13 protein-coding genes are annotated in these 18,368 nt (G+C 63.9%); all 13 read right to left on the reverse strand.

Annotation, left to right across the window (positions count from 1 at the left end; genetic code table 11):
* Nucleotides 1–6: 6 nt before the first annotated feature.
* Nucleotides 7–1,452: a glycosyltransferase family A protein gene (locus tag DNJ95_RS02060; protein ID WP_131183060.1), complete on the reverse strand. Its 1,446-nt coding sequence runs from the start codon at nucleotides 1,450–1,452 to the stop codon at nucleotides 7–9.
* A gap of 123 nt (nucleotides 1,453–1,575) precedes the next feature.
* Nucleotides 1,576–2,529, reverse strand: coding sequence for a nucleoside-diphosphate sugar epimerase/dehydratase (locus DNJ95_RS02065; protein ID WP_131183061.1), 954 nt, complete (start codon nucleotides 2,527–2,529; stop codon nucleotides 1,576–1,578).
* Nucleotides 2,530–3,174: a class I SAM-dependent methyltransferase gene (locus tag DNJ95_RS02070; RefSeq protein ID WP_131183062.1), complete on the reverse strand. Its 645-nt coding sequence runs from the start codon at nucleotides 3,172–3,174 to the stop codon at nucleotides 2,530–2,532.
* Nucleotides 3,167–4,219 (reverse strand): FkbM family methyltransferase, encoded by a 1,053-nt coding sequence (locus tag DNJ95_RS02075; RefSeq protein ID WP_131183063.1) that lies wholly within the window; start codon nucleotides 4,217–4,219, stop codon nucleotides 3,167–3,169. The genes DNJ95_RS02070 and DNJ95_RS02075 overlap by 8 nt, the downstream gene beginning before the upstream one ends.
* Nucleotides 4,216–6,000 carry a thiamine pyrophosphate-binding protein gene (locus DNJ95_RS02080; RefSeq protein WP_131183064.1) on the reverse strand — a complete coding sequence of 595 codons (1,785 nt, stop codon included), beginning with the start codon at nucleotides 5,998–6,000 and terminating at the stop codon, nucleotides 4,216–4,218. The genes DNJ95_RS02075 and DNJ95_RS02080 overlap by 4 nt, the downstream gene beginning before the upstream one ends.
* 86 nt (nucleotides 6,001–6,086) lie before the next feature.
* Nucleotides 6,087–7,499, reverse strand: coding sequence for a mannose-1-phosphate guanylyltransferase/mannose-6-phosphate isomerase (locus DNJ95_RS02085; protein ID WP_131183065.1), 1,413 nt, complete (start codon nucleotides 7,497–7,499; stop codon nucleotides 6,087–6,089).
* Nucleotides 7,500–7,533: 34 nt separating this feature from the next.
* Nucleotides 7,534–9,771, reverse strand: coding sequence for an N-acetylneuraminate synthase family protein (locus DNJ95_RS02090; protein WP_165491543.1), 2,238 nt, complete (start codon nucleotides 9,769–9,771; stop codon nucleotides 7,534–7,536).
* Complete coding sequence (gene rfbH, locus DNJ95_RS02095) at nucleotides 9,762–11,123, reverse strand: lipopolysaccharide biosynthesis protein RfbH (protein ID WP_131183067.1); 1,362 nt, start codon at nucleotides 11,121–11,123, stop codon at nucleotides 9,762–9,764. The genes DNJ95_RS02090 and rfbH overlap by 10 nt, the downstream gene beginning before the upstream one ends.
* Nucleotides 11,116–12,183, reverse strand: coding sequence for a CDP-glucose 4,6-dehydratase (gene rfbG / locus DNJ95_RS02100; RefSeq protein ID WP_131183068.1), 1,068 nt, complete (start codon nucleotides 12,181–12,183; stop codon nucleotides 11,116–11,118). Before rfbG ends, rfbH begins: the two co-directional genes overlap by 8 nt.
* Nucleotides 12,174–12,944: a glucose-1-phosphate cytidylyltransferase gene (rfbF, locus tag DNJ95_RS02105; RefSeq protein ID WP_131183069.1), complete on the reverse strand. Its 771-nt coding sequence runs from the start codon at nucleotides 12,942–12,944 to the stop codon at nucleotides 12,174–12,176. The genes rfbG and rfbF overlap by 10 nt, the downstream gene beginning before the upstream one ends.
* A gap of 243 nt (nucleotides 12,945–13,187) precedes the next feature.
* Entirely contained in the window at nucleotides 13,188–14,783 is a 1,596-nt protein-coding gene (locus DNJ95_RS02110) for a flagellar hook-associated protein 3 (protein WP_131183070.1), read from the reverse strand.
* Nucleotides 14,784–14,794: 11 nt separating this feature from the next.
* Nucleotides 14,795–16,816: a flagellar hook-associated protein FlgK gene (gene flgK, locus DNJ95_RS02115; RefSeq protein WP_131183071.1), complete on the reverse strand. Its 2,022-nt coding sequence runs from the start codon at nucleotides 16,814–16,816 to the stop codon at nucleotides 14,795–14,797.
* Nucleotides 16,817–17,047: 231 nt separating this feature from the next.
* Nucleotides 17,048–18,361 (reverse strand): flagellar hook protein FlgE, encoded by a 1,314-nt coding sequence (gene flgE / locus DNJ95_RS02120; RefSeq protein WP_131183072.1) that lies wholly within the window; start codon nucleotides 18,359–18,361, stop codon nucleotides 17,048–17,050.
* Nucleotides 18,362–18,368 lie beyond the last annotated feature (7 nt).

An 18,368-nucleotide genomic window follows, 5' to 3' on the forward strand; every position in this document is an offset into this window, starting at 1 on the left:
TCTTTTCTATTCGGCTGATTCGCCGTGCAATGGAATGGCAGAAGGCTTCGCTGCTTCGACGAGCCCCTTCCAGGACGCGATGGGTGTCGTTGCATCGTGGCGGCGGATGAGCTCTTCCAGCTCCTGCTCGTGGTCGCGCTCCGAACTCAGCACGATCAGGTCGACCGGCTCGTCGCACGAAGCGAGCCAGGAAGGCGCGACGATCGGTACGCCGAGCCACGTGCGGCCTTGACGGGTGACATTGGAATCCAGGCAGCACACGACGGTTGCCCCGGCCGCGCGCGCCTCGTTCACCAGCAGCGCGGACACCAGCACGCTGCCGAGGATGACGACCCGGGCCTGCGGCGCAAGCCCGGCGAAGAGGTTGCCGCCGTCGCGCCGGAGCCCGGCCCAGCGATAAAGCGAACGGATCGAGCGAGGGGCTTGCGCGTTGGGTGCCTCGATCCCGTCCAGCACCTTGCAGGCCTCTTCGGCGCCTCTCGCCCCACCCTGTATCAGCAGAACGATAAGAGGCAGCAGCGGCTGCCCCGCGCGTGGATTGGCTGCGATGCCGGCGGCGCCTTTGCCAAGCAGGCCTGCCAGGCGTTTCAGCATGGGCCGGTCGAACGCCGGCTGGTCGATGTCGATGACCAGATCCTGTGCCTCGAAGCGGGCGATCTGTGCAGCGAACACCGGTTCGTACTCTTCCCGGAAGGAGGTCTTGCGCACCAGTCGCTGGAGGGCCTGGAAACTGTACAGGGCAGCGCGCGCGACATGGACATGATGCGTTTCCTGGGTGGCGTGCTGCCGGTAGCGCAAAAGCGGCGCGTTGAGAAACGCCACGGGGCCCTTGAGGTTCATCAACGCCGGCGGGATCAGATCGCTACTGCCTTTGGTGGTTTTGCGCTGCCGCAGCGCCGGCGTGCCGAGCAGGTAGCTCTGGCGAAGAGAGGCCGTCGATGCCAGCAGGCGTGGTACGAAGATCAGGCTGCTCGGCGGATACCACAGGCTCTCTTCTGCCGCCCTGGCGATGAACTCGCCGCGCTCGAAGATGCGATCCGCGCCTGGCGGGGTGAACCAGGGCTGCACCTGGGTACCGTTCTCGTCGATGATGCTCTTGTTGGTCCAGACGGCCGTGAGCTCGGGGCGGGCCGCGATCAGCGCCATTTGCCGCTCGAGCATGTCGGGTTCCATGATGTCATCGTCATGGGTGATGAGCAGCCGCTCGCCACGGGCGATCCATTGCGCCGATATGGCATTGAAGCCAGGAGAGCCCCCGGGGGCGTTTCTGATGTAGCGAATGCGCTCATCCTGGAAGCCCAGCACGACATGCGGCGTATCGTCGCTGCTGCCGTTGTCCAGCACCAGCAGTTCGAAGTCGCGATAGGTCTGCTCGAGAATCGCGGACAATGATTCCCTCAGGTAATGGGAGCGGTTATAGGTCAGCAGAGCGACCGTGAGGGGAAATGTCATTGGTATTCGCTTCTCTCATAGCGGGCCGCGAGCAGGCAGCCATGTTGCCGGGCACTTGCTTCTCAGAAGATGCCGCGGAGCTGGAGCCTGTAGCCTTCTCTCGCGACGAAACGGCAACAGCCGCTAGATATCCGCATACTTGATTTCCTCGACCTGGTCGACGCACACCTCGCGAATGCCCTGGTATTCACTGAGCGGCATGTTTTCCCGCGGTTCGCGCCAATTGCCATAGATGAACTCCAGGTAGCCGGGAGCATCGACAGGGGTCTTGAAGACGTTACCGAAGAGTTCGACCGTTTCGTATCCATCGAAGAAATGCGCCGGGCAGAAGAACTCCAGCATCTTTCCCGACATGATCGACTGGCCGTCGCGCTGGGTCCGGTTGGTGATCGCCAACTCGAGAGGCAGCACGCGCTGTTGCCCCGGTGCATTGTCAAAAGACACCAGCACCGCCAGGGTGTGCTCGGCCGCCGTGACGATCTGCACCGACCAGGCCACGCCGGCATGCTGGGGAAGCCAGTCCTTGTCGCGCTGGACCAGTTCGACCAGGGCGCCCAGATGATCCTCCTTGACGGACATGTCGATATCATCGTCCCAGGCAATGAAGTCTTTTTCCCGGAAGGCCCCCAGCAAGGTCCCATAGTCCAGATAGACATCGACCCCGTTAGTGCCGGTCAACTCATTTATGGCGACGACAAGCTCGCGTGCGATTCGCTTGGTCAAGGGATGGCTGAACGGATGGTCCTGCGCGCCCTTGAGTTCAGCTTTCCTCGGGACGACGAGCGGGATATCGGCCAGGCCCAGAGCAGCCAGTTGATCCAGTATCTCGGCCGGGGGATAGACAGTGGTGATGACGATGCTGTCACAGCCAGTGCTGGCGATGTCCGCCGGAGCGATGACCGGGATACCCCGCAGCGCCTGACCTTGCTTCTTCGGATCATTGTCGGCAAAAGCCAGTACCTGCAGCTCCCTGTGGCTTTCAAGGAATATCTCGCCGCTTCTGCCCGCGCCGAAGAGGACTATTTTCTTACCTTGTAGATCCTGCACCGTAATTCCCCTTGTCGCGCCAACGCGCATTCAACCCTTGATCGCGACGCAGCGCCCGACCCTGGCATCCTCATCTTTGTACTTGGCCAAACCCCGCCCCTCCACCTCGTAGGCGATGGAAAATCCCGCGGCCTCGATGGTGGCGAGGGTTTCCCGGTGCTCGAGGTAACGCCGGTAATGGTCGTTGCCGAACTCCTTCTCCTGGCGGGCGTCATCGATGGTTCGATACTCCAGGAACAGTTGGCTGCCTGATGGCAACAGGCTGCTCAGCACCTCCAGGAACCCGCATTGCTCGCCCTCATTGATGGCGTGCAGGAAGAAACGCGCATACACCGCCACCTTGCGCTTGCCCTGCAGGAAGCCTTCGATTTCGCGGCCGGCGGAGGATGCCTTGCATGGTCTGTAGCGGGCATGCTCATAGCGGTTGCGTGAATGGCACAACGCGATGGCTTGTTCCGACGCATCCAGCGCCAATAGCTCGAAACCATTGGTGGCGAAGAAATGACTGTCGCGGCCATTGCCGCAGCCAAATTCGATCACCCCGTCGACACCGGCGAATTCGTTGATGGCGAAGGCTGCGAATTGCGATGGGTAGACCGGCGCACCGCTCTTGCTGCGCGTATAGAAGTCCGCCCAGTAATCGTCGCTGATCGTGCAAGTCATTTCTCTATGCATGGGGCACTCTCATCGCGTAAAGCACGGTCTCGAAACTGCTGTAGGCATGGCAGCGCAAATGGAAGTCGTAGCCCAGCCCATAGCCGTGCAGTTGCTCGAATATCTCCCACAAATGCTCGGCGCGGTGGTAGACGCTGATGGCGAGATTGGGGCGATGGGTACGCAACATGTCTTGCGCGCCACGGAGCGCGGCAGGCTCTTCGCCCTCGATGTCCATCTTGATGAGGTTGGGCGCGAAGCCGGGTATGGCATCGTCCAGGCGCACACAGAACACCGGCTCCCCCCCTTCCTCCACCAGGTGCCCGCCCTGGCCGGTGCCGGAGTCGAAGCCGCTCAGACGATTGCTATCGGATACCCCGCACGGGAAATGCGTGGCGGGTTCGTTCCGCAGGTTTTCGACCAGCAACCGGTAGTTGTCCAGGTTCGGCTCGAACGTGGCGATCGCTTCGAACGCCATCCCCCCTTCCCGCATGGCCTGCACCGTGTCGCCGGTATAGGCCCCGCAGTCGATGAAGCGCAACGGTTGCGGCCAGGCGGGCAGATCGTCGGGAAAATACTGCCTGGCATCCGGTGGCGGCAAACAGCGATAGTCCCCGGTGGTTCTGAACCGCACGATCCGATCGAGCAGTTGCCGGCTGGTTTCGTCCGCCAGTCGGGCCCGGAAACGGGCGATACGTGGCGCGTGTTGCAGGTAGTAATCCGGCTGTACCAGCCAATAGCGGAAGGGCTGCCCTTGCGGGTAGCGGCGCACGAACTCCACCAGGCTGACGATATCCCCATAGCCCAGCCGCTCCAGGCGATCGACGATATCGCCTACGTCCACGTGGCTGTTGAACAGGCCTATCACCACGCGCGCACGCGCGCTGTCATGCTCTTGCGCCCATGCCTCGGCGCAGACCACCGGCAGGCCATCGACTTCCCGCAACGCCGGGTCGCGGTCGAGAAAGCCGTGAACGGTCTGGCCACGCTCGAGCAGATAATCGCGTACCTGGCGCCCGGCGATGCGGGCGCCGTAGATCAACAGATAGTCGCCTGGCGCGGTCATGCGCCCGATACCTTCATCTGCTCGGCGAGTTCTTCACGCGGCAGGAAGGGATAGAGATCCTCCAGAGCGCCGCTTTCCGGCTTGCCCTGCTCGTTGATGCGGGTCATCACGCGCGGCACACGCGGCTCCTCGGGATGCACCAGCACTTCGCAGATCACCGGCCCTTGGCTGTCCAGCACGTCCCGCAGGCGTTCATCCAACTGATGGTGCGACTCGAGGCGCGCATAACCCACGCCATAGGCACTGGCCAGTCGTTGCAGGTCGGGCAGTTGCAGGCCGCTGCTGGCGTCGGCGCCGACCAGCAGCTTGAAGTGCGTGTTCTGCGAGGCGCGGATCGAGGCATACCCCTGGTTGTTGATGACGAAGCACTTGACCGGCAGTTTCTGCGCCGCCAGGGTGGCGAATTCCTGGATATTCAGTTGCAGGCCGCCGTCGCCTTCGACGCAGATGGTTTGCCGGCGCCCCGACGCCAGGCAGGCACCGATGGCCGAGGGGATGCCGAAACCCATGGATCCCGTGCCGCGGTTATGGAAGCAGCGCTGGCCTTTCTTCAGCCGCAGGTTCAGCAGGAACAGTTCGGCGGCGAAACCGGAACTACCGGGAGCGATCACGTCGCCCTCCTGGAGCAGGGCCGAAAGCCGATCGGTGAAGTGGTACATGCTCACGCCCTGGCTATCGTCGCCGTGCTCGGGCTGGAGCAGCGGGTAGCGTTGGCGCCAGGCGGCGATTTGCGCGCGCCAGGCGGCATAGTCGGGCAAGGTATCGGCGCCGATGGCGGCACCCAGCGCCTCGATGAAGGGCTTCGCATCGCCGACCACGGAAACCTCGATGGGCATTCGCAGCTTGGCGATTTCCGCCGGGTCGATATCGACCACCACCTTCTTCGCGTGCGGCGCGAAGTGCGCATGGTCATAGGCGGTCAGCGCCATGTCCAGGCGCGAGCCGAGCACGATCAGCAGGTCGCAGTTCTGCAAGGCGAAGTTGGCCCAGCGCGGCGCGATGGAACCAGGGCGACCGGCATACAGCGGGTGCTCGTCCTCGATCACATCCATCGCCAGCCAGGTAGGCATGACCGGCACCCCCGCCCGCTCGGCCAGCGCACGGAACGCATCGACCGCGCCGGCCATGCGAATTCCGCTGCCCGCGATGATGCCCGGGCGCCTGGCCGAGCGAAGCAATTCCAGGGTCTGCGCCACTGGCCCGGCCAGGTCTGGCGCGCCGGCCTCGACGGGCGGCCGCGCACGGCGCAGCGCCTCGGGTTGCACCTGCGCGGCCTGCACATCCAGCGGCACGTCCAGCCAGACCGGACCACGGCGGCCACTCAGGGCGGCCTGCTCCAGCTCATCGAACACTTCGGCAACCGCCTGCGGATCGACCAGGGTCACGGCACGCTTGGTGATCGGCGCGACGATGGAGACGATGTCCGCTTCCTGCACGCCAAGCATGCGCAGGCCGGTGCCGCTCTTGAGATCGGCGCTCTTCACCTGCCCGGAGATGAAAAACACAGGTGTGGAATCGAGCCAGGCGCCCAACACGGCCGTCACCGCGTTGGTGGCTCCCGGACCGCAGGTGGTCATGCAGGCGCTCGGGCCGCCGGAGAGTTTGCCCGCCGCCTCGGCCGCGATTCCGGCCGCCTGCTCGTGCAGGCATAGGATGGGTTCCAGGCCGGGGTGCCGGCCCAGTGCATCGTTCAGATGCATGGCTCCGCCGCCAGGCAGAAAATAGACCTGACCCACGCCCAGGCGGGCCAGGCGCTCCATGATGTAGTCAGCGACGCGCATCCACTTCCCTTTCATTCTTTGTCAATGATTCGACTGCCCCGCTATGGGGCAGGCCTTGTGCAAACCTGCGGCCAGCGGGCCAGTGGCTACACCCGCCCGTAATGATCCTCGAAACGCAGAATATCGTCCTCTCCCAGGTAACTTCCGGACTGCACCTCGATCAGCTCCAGGGGCACCTTGCCGGGGTTGGAGAGAGAATGCCTGACCCCGAGAGGAATGTAGGTCGACTGGTTTTCCGACAGCACCAGTTCCTGGTCGCCACAAACCACCCTGGCCGTACCCGAAACCACGATCCAGTGCTCGGCGCGATGGTAATGCAACTGCAAGGACAGGCTCTCGCCAGGCATCACGCGAATGCGCTTGACCTGATAACGATCGCCCTTGTCCACCGTGTCATAGTGCCCCCAGGGGCGGTTTACCAGGGGCGATTCGGCATACTCGCTACGCTGCGCGGCCTGCAAACGCTCCACGATCTCCTTCACCTGCTGGGTTCGCTCCCGGTGCGCCACCAGCACGGCATCCTTGGTTTCGATCACCACCAGGTCTTCGACGCCCAGTGTCGCCACCAGCCGATGACGGGCCTGCACCAGGGAGTTGCAGGTAGCGATGCTGAGCACATCGCCCTCCAGGCGGTTACCCTCGGCATCGCGCGGGCCGGCATCCCAGATCGCGGCCCAACTGCCCAGGTCGCTCCAGCCGGCATCCAGCGGTACCACCAGGCCAAGCGCCGTGTGCTCCATCACGGCATAGTCCACCGACTCGCTAGCGCACAGGGCGAACTGCTCGGCGGGAATATGCAGAAAGTCTCGATCCGCCTCGGCATGCTCCAATGCCGCTCGGCAACTTGCCAGGATATCCGGGCGCAGACATTCCAGCTCGGCCAGCAGGAGCGATGCACGGAACATGAATATGCCACTGTTCCACAGGTAATTGCCCGCCTGCAGGTACTGCTCGGCCAGGTCGGCGGCGGGCTTCTCCTTGAACGCGGCAATATCGAAGCCACCGGCCGCGGCCTCGTCTCCACACTGGATATAGCCAAAGCCCGTTTCCGCATGAGTCGGGGTGATGCCGAAGGTCACCAGGCGGCCCGCGTGCGCTTGCCTGCCGGCGACAAGCAGCGCCTCGCGGAAGGCTGCATCGTCAGCGATATGGTGATCGGCCGGCAGCACCAGCAGGATGGGATCGTCACCATCACGACCCGCCTCCAGTGCCGCCAGGGCAATGGCGGGCGCGGTATTGCGCACCACCGGCTCCAGGATGATGCGCCGGCAGTTGCGCCCGGCCTCGCGCAACTGCTCCGCCACCACGAAACGATGCTGCTCGTTACCGACCACCAGCGGGTCGGCATGCTCCAGGCCATCCAGCCGCGCCAGCGTGCGCTGCAACATGCTGCCCATGCCCTGGCCGTCCAGCGCCAGGAACTGTTTGGGAAAGCCCTGCCGCGACAAGGGCCACAAGCGGGAGCCGCTACCACCGGCAAGGATTACAGGCGTGAACATAAGAGCTCCATTGCTGGCCGCGAAAACATGCCCGTCACTTCTCGAGCCGCATCAGGAACTCCAGCGCCGACCAGAAGCCCGCGCCATGATCCTTGTGCCCCTGCCAGACTTCGGGAATGAAGCTGACCGCGGGGTGCCGCCTTATCTGGGCCCAGGTGGCCGGCCAGTCGATATCGCCCGTGCCGATCAGCACGCCCTCGCCGTTGGTGCCCTTGGCATCGGCAACATGCAAGTGGGCCGAATATGGCAGCAGCGACGCCAGCGCGGCCTGGAAATCGAGGCCGAAGTGGAAACAGGTCATTTGCAGGTGGGACAGGTCCAGGCACAGGCGCAGGCGATGTTCGCGGGACTGCGCGACCAGCTCCTCGGGCATCATGAAAATGTTCTGGTGACGCTGCCCACCGAAATGCCACGGGAAAGGCGGCATGTTCTGCGGGATCAGTTCGGTAGAGCCAAAATCGATACGCGCGCAGGAAGCATGGAAGCGCTCGTACAGCCCGGCCCGGGTTTCCGCCGGGCGCGGATGGTCGGCGGAAAAACCGCCGACATTGGCGATGATCAGCAAATCCTTTGCCCGAGGGAAGAAGGTCGCGATTTGCTGGGTAGCATCGACCACCCGCTGCAGATTGTCGATGGAGCGCTGCAGGTAGGCGCCATCATCCGCGACCAGGTCGAGCAGCTCGCTGTTCTCGAACAGCTCCGGCGCATGCACGACCAGGCGCGAACATTCGACCTCGGCCAGGAAAGCTTGCGGCTTCAAGCCCAGGTCACGGTAGGAAAGATGGAACTCGAACAGGTCTGGAGCGATACGGCAGCGGTAGTCGAGAAAATCGTGATAACGCACCGGGACGCCCCAACGGATCGGTAGTTCGAACGTCAGCTTGTCTTCGCGGCGTGACTCGACCAGATCGCTGTCGAACAGGAAACCGCCCTGGGCGATGTCGCGCCCCGCGGGCTTGCCCAGCAGCTCCGGCAACCGATAGGGCGGCAGCCCCTGGCCGGGGCTGGCCACACGCAGCATGTCCGCCTCGAGCACAGTGCCCAGTGGAATGTCGCGCGCGGCGATGACACTCTTGCCCAGGTTCTCGCGGTTGAGCAACTCACCCTGGCTGACACGCCGCCCCGACTTCTGCCAGGGCAAGGCCTGTTCCAGTTGCCGAATGCCCTCGACCAGTTGCCGGAACTCGGCAGGCTCCAGGCTGGCGAGATGGTCCGGGCCTTCCATGCCCCGGTCGAGGGTGATGTGCCGCTCTACCAGCTTGGCCCCCAGCGCCACCGCACCGAGGGTGATGGCGATCCCACGCTCGTGTCCGGAATAACCGACCAGCGGATGCAACTGCCTCAGGCGGGCGAGATAGCCCAATTGGATGTCACTTTCCGGCGCGGGGTAGGCACTGTTGCAATGGAGCAATGCGAAGGGCACGCCAAGACCATGCAACTGGTTGATCGTCCGCACGATTTCGTGCTCATGGGACATACCGGTGGACAGGATCATCGGCTTGCCCAGGCCGGCGGCCTTGGCGATCAGATAGGGATTGCACAAGTCGGCCGAGGCGATTTTCACCGCCGCGACATCGAACCCCGCCAGCACCTCGACGCTGGGCTCGTCCCAGGGCGTGCAGATGTAGGTAACGTTTTTGTGCTTGCAGTAGGCACGCAGTTGCCGGTGCTCGTCGACGCTGAGTTCCACCTTGTCCAACAGATCCTGCAGGTACTCCACCCCCAGGTCCTCGGCGCGCGAACCATCGGCCTTGCGCCGGTACAAGGCCTCGCGATTGCGCAACTGGAACTTGACCGCATCCACACCGGCCGCGATAGAGGCATCGACCAGGCGCTTGGCCAGCTCCAGCGAGCCGTTGTGGTTGTTGCCGATCTCGGCGATCACGAATACGCGCTCGGCGCCCAGGGCGAAGCCGTCCAACTGGATGGTCGCGCCATGCCGGGTATGGATGTCCACCAGCCTGCCCTGCTCGTCCAGGGCGGGGACGACGCCGTAGCCAAGCGCGAATACCTTGCGCAACTCCTCGCGGGACGCGCCAATGCGCACCGAATGGAAATGCCGGTTCATGCAGGTGCCGACCGATTGCCCGGTCGGGCCGCCATCGAGCAGATAGCGGCGCACGTCGCCATCGGTCACGATGCCGACCAGGCATTTGCTGCCATCGAGCACGAAGGCGATTTTGAGCGGGTCGGCTTCCAGGCACTTGAGCGCGTCAAGGACGCTCTGGCTTTCGTCGATACTGAGCTTATCGACCAGCGGATTCATTGGCATGCTCCCTCCGGGCATCCGGCAAGCGTGGCGCCACGCGAAGACCGCAGGAAAGCCTCGATGCTGCGTGCGGCGTGCTCCAGGTGATCCTCGCCGAGGCCCGGCCAGAGGCCGATCCAGAAGGTATCCCGCATCACCTTGTCGGTGACTTTCAGCTCGCCGGATACCCGGTATTCCAGGCCCTGCATATAGGGCTGGCGGGTCAGGTTGCCGGCGAACAGCAGGCGCGTGCCGACTCGCTGCTCGTCCAGGTAGCGCAGCAGATCGACACGCTCGACAGCGCAGCCGTCGCGCAGGGTCAGCGGAAAACCGAACCAGGAGGGGTCGCTGCCCGGCGTGGCCTGCGGCAGGATCAGTTGCTCGCTGCAACCGGCCAGGCGCTCGCTGAGCCAGGCGAAGTTGCGCTTGCGCGCGGCGATGAAGTCATCGAGGCGATCCATCTGCGCCAGCGCGCAGGCCGCCTGCATATCGGTGATCTTCAGGTTGTAGCCCAGGTGCGAGTAGGTGTACTTGTGGTCGTAGCCTTGCGGCAGTTCCCCCAGTTGCCAGCAGAAGCGCTTGCCGCAGGTGCCATCCTCGCCCGGCGCGCAATAGCAGTCGCGGCCCCAGTCGCGAAAGGATTCGACGATACGCTTGAGCAGCGGCGAATCGGTGAAGACCGCGCCCCCCTCGCCCATGGTGATGTGGTGCGCAGGGTAGAAGCTCAGGGTACCGAGATCGCCGAAGCTGCCGACCTGCCGCCCTTGGTAGGTCGAGCCGAGGGCATCGCAGCAATCCTCGATCAGCCACAGCCCGTAGCGGTCGCACAGCTCGCGGATGACCCCGAGGTTGAACGGGTTGCCCAGGGTATGGGCCAGCATGATGGCTTTGGTGCGCGGGCCGATGGCCGCCTCCACCAGGGCCGGGTCGATGTTGTAGGTGCCCAGTTCGATATCGACGAACACCGGCACCGCACCGAACTGCAGGATCGGGTTGACCGTGGTCGGGAAACCGGCCGCCACCCCGATCACCTCGTCGCCCTTGCCGATCGCGCGCTCGCCCAGGCGCGCCGAGGTCAGCGCGGAAAAGGCCAGCAGATTGGCCGACGAGCCGGAGTTGGCGGTCAGCACGCCGCGGCGCCCCAGGTAGCGAGCCAGGCGCTTCTCGAACGACTGGTTGAAGCGCCCGGTGGTCAGCCAGCCGTCCAGCACGGCCTCGGTCATGGCCTGCAACTCGGCGGCGCCGATCACCTTGCCGGAAGGCGGCACCGCATCGCGCCCGGCCACGAAGGCCTGGGGCGACAGTTGCAGGGCGGCATAGCTGCCCACCAGTTCGGCTATCTGCTGGCGCAACTGCAGCGCCGTCTGCTCACTCATCTGTTTCGCCTTGATATGCCGCGATCTGCGCGCGGCTGAATGCCTGCATGTCGTTTCCGTCGATCCATGCCCGGTGCCAGTCGAGAGTCCGCTCCAGGGCCTGCCCCAGCGCCCAGCGCGGGCGCCAGCCGAGTCGCCGGCGCGCCAGAGAGGAATCCAGCGACAGCAGGCCGGCTTCGTGTGGTTGCTCTGTGTTATCGGCCAGCCAGCGCGATTCTCCAGGCCAGAGGCGGGCCATTTGCGCAACCAGCTCGGCCACGGTGACGACGCCCTCGGCATCGGGGCCGAAGTTCCAGGCCGCCGCCATCGCGTCCCCCTGCTCCAGCAGCGCCCGGGCCAGGCACAGATAACCGTGCAATGGCTCGAGCACATGCTGCCAAGGCCTCACCGCGTGCGGGTAGCGTAGCGTCAGGGTTTCGCCCCTTTGCCAGGCCCGCAGGACATCCGGCACCAGGCGGTCGGCGGACCAGTCGCCGCCCCCAAGGACATTGCCTGCGCGGGCAGTGGCCAGGGCAACGCCGGCTTCGCGCAGGAAAGACTCGCGCCACGAGGCGCAAAGCAGCTCGGTACAGGCCTTGCTGCTACTGTAGGGGTCGTGCCCGCCAAGGGCGTCCTGCTCGCGATAGGGCCACTGCCACTCGCGGTTGTCGTAGCACTTGTCGCTGGTCACGACCACCACGGCCCGTACCGACTCGCAGCGGCGCACCGCCTCGAGCAGGTTGAGCGTGCCCATGACATTGGTGGCATAGGTGTCCGCCGGTGTACGGTAGGACTCGCGGACCAGCGGCTGGGCAGCCAGGTGCAATACCAGTTCCGGACGAAAGGCCGCCAGGGTTGCGGCCAATGCGTGGGCATCGCGTATATCGCCCAGGGTGCTCGATAACCGCCCCTGCAAATGCGCCACCTGCCATAGCGCGGGGGAAGTATTGGCCGGCAGGGCATAACCATGCACCTCGGCCCCCAGCTCGCGCAGCCACAGCGCCAGCCAGCCGCCCTTGAAACCGGTATGCCCGGTCAGGAATACCCGGCGACCATCCCAGAACCCGGGGCTTACGACCATAGCCGCCACTCGGCCTGGCCGCTCTTCCAGCGCTCCTCGAGCAGGACACGGTCGCGCAGGGTATCCATCGGCTGCCAGAAACCGCGGTGCAAATGGCTCATCAACTGGCCGTCCCCGGCCAGGTGGCGCATCGGCTCGTACTCCCAGGTGGTGGCGTCGCCCTCGATGTAGTCGAACACACCCGGCTCCAGCACGAAGAAACCGCCGTTGATCCAGCCGCCGTCGCCCTGGGGTTTTTCCTGGAAGCCCCGGACCCGTTCGCCCTGCACATCCAGCGCGCCGTAGCGACCGGGCGGTTGCACCGCGGTCACCGTGGCGAGCTTGCCGTGGTGGCGATGGAAGTCGATCAGTCGTGGAATGTCGACGTTGGCAACACCGTCGCCATAGGTCAGGCAGAAGGTTTCGTCGCCGATATAGTCGCGCACACGCTTGAGCCGCCCGCCGGTCGCGGTAATCTCGCCGGTGTCGACCAGCGTCACGCGCCACGGCTCGGCGTGGCGGTTATGGATGTGCATACGGTTTTCCGCCATGTCGAAGGTCACGTCGGACATATGCAGGAAGTAGTTGGCGAAATACTCCTTGATCACGTAGCCCTTGTAGCCCAGGCAGATCACGAAATCGTTGATGCCGAAGTGGGAGTAGATCTTCATGATGTGCCAGATGATCGGCTTGCCACCTATCTCGATCATCGGCTTGGGCCGCAGATGGGACTCTTCGCTGATTCGAGTACCCAATCCGCCCGCCAGGATAACCACTTTCATCGCTGTCTCGCCCTGTCATATCCGCACGACGTCAACAGCCTGACGCCTATCCGCCCCATTCAGCAAGAATCCTGCCATGCCAATAGCCGCCGCGGCCTCGCCGCAGCAGAGCGCCAGCGAGAATAAACGCCGCCAAGTGGAAAAGTCACGGGAGGGAACCTTGGGGGAAAGCTGGAAATGGCCCTTGCATGGGTAGCGGCACGGGCCAGCGGCCCCTGTACCCTGCCAGGGCAACGGCCAGCATCACATCTTGTTGAACAGGCTCAACTGCGAAATCTTCACGAAGGAGGCCTGGGCGGCCTCCAGCTTGGTCTGCTGCAACACCAGGCGCGAAATCGCCTCGGCCATGTCGGTGTCGCGGATCGAAGACTGGTTGCTGGCATTGCTGATCTGCAGGCTTTCGTTCTCGGTGGTGAGGGTGTCGATGACGTTCAGCCGGGCGCCGATGGAGGCCTGGGTCGAAAGCACCTGGTTCATGCCATTGTCGAGATTGCTGAGCGCAGATGCCACGGCGTCACGTAGTGCCAGTTGCGCCCCGGTATCCCCGGCGACCGGGGTCTTCAACGTGGAGCTGAGGTTGCTGATGGTCTCGAACACGCTCTGGGTTTCGGCCGACTGGCCCTTCACGACGAAATAGTCGCCCGCCGCCGCATCGGCACTGACTTGCAGCTCCATACCAGCGAAGCTGATGGTTTCCGGGTAGGTGCCGGACAGGGCGCCGCTGGCGATGGGCGTGCTGCTGGTGCCGACGGGCTGTGCATACACTTCGTAGTCGGTGGCGCTGGTAAAGCGGACCTGTACGCCCGCGCTGGGGAATTGCGTCGTGTAGGCGGTCTGGTCGACCACGGTGCCCGCGGTCAGTTGCGCGGTCGAGGTATTGGTGCCGCTGCGCGTCACCGCGACTTCGGTCGCGGCCACGCCGAAGCTGAAGCTATAGCCCGTCAACAGATTGTCCAGGTCCCCTGTGCCATCACTTTCCTTCAGGGCCACGTCCAGTTCGAAGGTGGCGCCGCGAAAACTGATCGTGGTGCCGTCGGTGGCGGTCGGATCGAAGGCACCGGCTGTGGAGGAGGCCTCGCTGGTCACGTCGTTGCCGGAAACATCGAGGATACGGAACTGGGTGCTGCTGACCAGTTCCAGGGTGTAGGGCTGGCCGTCGCGGAAACTCTTGTTGTACTGGGTGGTATTGTCCACCAGCCCCTGCGACAGGTAGACCCGCTGGCCATCGGCGACGGGATCGTTGCTCAGGCTGGACTGGGTGCGGCTGGAGTTGATGACATTCTCGAAGATGCTCCAGCCGGTGTCGTTGGTAGCCAGCGATCCGGAACCCGAAACCTGCAGGTTCAGGGTGGTCTGGTCGCCCTGGTAGGTCACGGAACCGTCCGGGTTGAGCACGAAGGGCTGCACGGTGCTCTTGGAGCCGGCGAAGATGTAGTTGCCACTGGCATCCTTGCTGTTCATCAGGTCCAGCAACTGGCTCATGATCTGGTCCAGCTCACTGGCGATCGAACTGCGGTCCTCGTCGGAGAGCGCACCGCCGCCCGCCTCCACAGCCAGCTCACGGGCACTCTGCAGGACGTTGTTAACCGACGCGAGCAATGCGTCTTCCTGGGTCAAGGCATTGGTGGCGGTGGTCATGTTGGTGCTGTACTGCTTGAGCTGCGCGCTCTGCTGCTCGAGTTGCAAAAGCCGAGCCGCGCCGACCGGATCGTCCGCCGGGGTCTGTACCCGCACGCCACTGGAGATCTCCTGCTGGGTCTTGACGATGTCGGCATAGCCCTTCTGGTAGGTGGAGATGTTGGAGTGGAACATCTGCGAGGTCGAGATTCGCGTACTCATGTCGGCATGCCTCAGAAGCTGTTGATCAGGGTATCGAACGTCGAGCGCGCAACTTGAATGATTTGTGACGCCGCCGTGTAGTACTGCTCGAACTTGATCAGGTTGGCCGCTTCCTCGTCCAGGTTGACCCCGGACAACGACGACTGGCTGCTGGTCGCCTGGGTCAGGATGGCCTCCGTGGCGGCGGCATCGAGCTTGGCCTGGTTGGTCTTGGCGCCAACCGTCTCGATCAGCGAACTGTAGGAGGTGGTCAGGCTCATGCCACTGCTGCCGTTGACCGCGACGGTATTGGCCGTCTGCAGTTCCAGCACGGCCAATGCGTTGCGGTTGTCGCTGCTGCCATTGGCGTTGAAGGCGATGGTCAGGCTGTCACCCGAGGCCGGCGAGCCGGACAGGGTCATCTCGAACGCATAGCTGCTGGGTACGCTGGGCGGATTGGCCGGGACGGTGACGGTCACCTGGTTGCTCTGCCCGGGCACTATGCTGCCGACGCCGATGCTGTTGCCCGAGGCATCGTACAGGGTATAGCCCTGGCTGCCGCCACTGGCGGCATCGTAGACCAGCTTGATCGGCGTGCCGTTCTCAAGGCTGGTCTGCATGTCCGCGATCGCGGCGCTGTCGTAGATGTCGACCGTCGTCGTCAGGGTCGGCTGGGTGATGCTGCCGGTACCGACATTACCGCTGGTCAGGGTCGCCTCCAGCGGTGCGGCGAAAGCCAACTGGCTGGAATCGGTCATGCTCACCGCGATGTCGCCCGCGGCGAAGCGCGTCGGCAGGATGGTGAAGCTGTCGCCCGCCGCCACACTGCCGGAGTCGAGCTGCAGGGAAAAGCCATCGATCACCGGCGCCGGGCTGGTGGTCAGGTCGTAGCTGCCCATGTCCTTGCCATCCGACAGCCGCCTGACCGAATACTCGGTGCCACTGCTGAAAGTGACCTCGTAGTCGCTGGTGCTGAGCTGGCTGGTATCGGCGATATAGACACTGAGGTTGGCCGTGGTGTCGCTGTTGCCGACCTGGGCCAGGCTTCTCTGCTGCTGCAGGGTGGTGTCGTTGATATTGCCGAACAGGCTGGCACCGAGCTCGCTGTTGAGGTCGAGCCCCTGCCCCAGTTGGCTGTTGACCTGGTCCGCCACCACCAGCGCCATGCGCCCGAGGTCGTTGAGCGTGGTATCCAGCACTTCCTCACGATAACGCACCAGGCCGCCGATCTGCCCGCCAGTCACCGAGGAGGTGATATCGAGGGTCGCATAACCGTTCTGCGTCAACTGCAGGGCGAAGCGCGAGGGATCGTCGGTACTCGGCACCGCGCTCAGTTGCGAGGCCGAACTGCCCACCACCAGTGGCTGGCCATTGCCGACGAACAGGTTGTAGCTGTTGCCCTGCTCGACCACGGTGACACCGATCAGCTCGGACAACTCGCGCACCGCCTCGTCACGCTGGTCGAGCAGGTCGTTGGGCGCGGAACCGGAGGCCGAAGCCGTGATGATGGCCTGGTTGTATTGCGCCACGCTGCTCGCCAGGCTGTTGACCTGCTGCGTCATGCTGGACAGTTGCTGGTTGATGTAGCCGTTCTGCTCGGACAACTGGGTGTAGATGGAGTTGAAGCGCTCGCCCAGGGTCGAGGACTGGGTCAGCAGCAACTGCCGCGAGGCCGTATCGGTAGGGCTGGCCGCCGCGGTCTGCAAGGCCGAGAAGAAACTCTCGAGCACCGCGCTGATCCCGGTCGTGCTGTCCGCCAGCAGCGAGTTGACCTGGTTGATCTGGGTCAGGTAGGTCTGCGCCTCGCTGTCCAGTGCCGTGGACGTACGCACCTGGGTGGTGAGGTAGTCGCTGTAGATACGCCGCACGTCGGTGATGGTGGCACCACTGCCGAGATAGTTCGCCCCCAGTTGCTGCGATGCACTGGACACCTGGGTCACCGTCTGGCGGCTGTAGCCGGCGGTATCGGTATTGGCGATGTTGTTGCCGGTAACGGACAGCGCCGTCTGGCTCACGCGCAGCCCGGAAATCCCGATGGAAAGAAGGTCAGCCATGGGTCACCTCAGAATCCTGATGGAGGCGCGATCCGCCCGTGCGTTGTTCTGGTCCGTACCGGTGCATCCCGGCGGGAGTACTCCCCATCGACGGATAAAGCAGTTCGTTCACTGGCCCGCACACCTGCCCCGCCCAGGATAGAGCGGCACAGCCCGGGGAGCGGCCAGCGAAAAAGACGCCATCGGCACAGGATAAGAGCCTTCCACGAACTAACCCGTGCCACCCGGCCATCAACGGATATTGATGATCGTTTGCGAGATCGTATTCTCGGTCTCGATGGTCTTGGCATTCGCCTGATAGTTGCGCTGCGCCACGATCAGGTCGACCAGTTGCGAGGTCAGGTCGACGTTCGAGTCCTCCAGCGCCCCGGCGGCGATGGCACCCAGCGTACCGGAGCCCGGCGTACCGATCACCGGCTCGCCCGAGGCGAGCGACTGCCGCCAGGCCGTCCCGCCCACCGGGGTAAGCCCCTGCATATTGGCGAAGGTCGCCAGGGCCGTCTGCCCGATCACCTTGGACTGACCATTGGTGTAGGTGGCGAACAACTGACCGGTCTCGTCCACCGACAACCCGGACAACTGCCCGGTGGTATAACCGTCCTGGTACAGGCTGTTGACCGAGAAGCTGGTGTTGGTCTGGGTCATGGTGCGCAAGTCCAGCGTTATCCCGCTCGTGCTCGCCGCCGCGCCGTTGCTGGCCCAGGTGACCGGATCGGTCGTGGCGTCGGAAATGGCCGCCGGCACCCAGTCGGACAAGCTCAGCGTACCGTCCGCGTTGATCGTGAAATCGCCTGAAGCCAGGTTGGAGGTATCCAGCTTGCCGGCCGTGGTGAAGGGCAGGCTGGCTTCGTAGGGATCGGTACTGGTCGGGTCCTGGGGGTTGCGCCCATCGACCAGCACATACATGCTCCACTCGTTGCTGTCCGTCTTGACGAAGTACTGGCTCATGGTATGAGCGTTGCCCTGGGAGTCGTACAGGGTGGCGGAGGTCGACCAGTTGTAGGAAGTGGAGATCGACGAATCGAATGGCGTGGTGGTCGGCAGGCTGGCAGCCGAATTGAGCGCCAGCGACTGGGTCACCGAAGTGGTCGCATTCGGCTCCTGGTTGGTGGTATCCACGACCAGGTTGGTCAGCACCCCATTCACCAGGTTGCCATCGGAGTCCACCCCGTACCCCATGAGGTTGTTGCCGGAGCTGTCGACGACATTACCCTGGTTGTCGACCTTGAAGGCCCCCGAGCGCGTATAGAGCTGGCTACCGCCATCATTGACGATGAAATAGCCACTGCCGTTGATGGCAAGATCGAGGCTATTGTCGGTGTAGGTGATATTGCCCTGGGTGAACTGCTGGGCGATGTCGGAAGTGAGAACCCCACTGCCGACCGAGTTGCTGCCCGTGCCGAACATGCTGCTGGCGTACAGGTCCGCGAACTCCGCGCGCGAATACTTGAACCCCGTGGTACCCGTGTTGGCAATGTTGTTGCCGGTCACGTTGAGGTAGGTGCTGGCAGCCTTTAATCCACTAAGCGCTGTATTGAACGACATATCCGCG

Origin of the sequence: Stutzerimonas kirkiae (assembly GCF_004327335.1) — a bacterium.
Taxonomy (GTDB): domain Bacteria; phylum Pseudomonadota; class Gammaproteobacteria; order Pseudomonadales; family Pseudomonadaceae; genus Stutzerimonas; species Stutzerimonas kirkiae.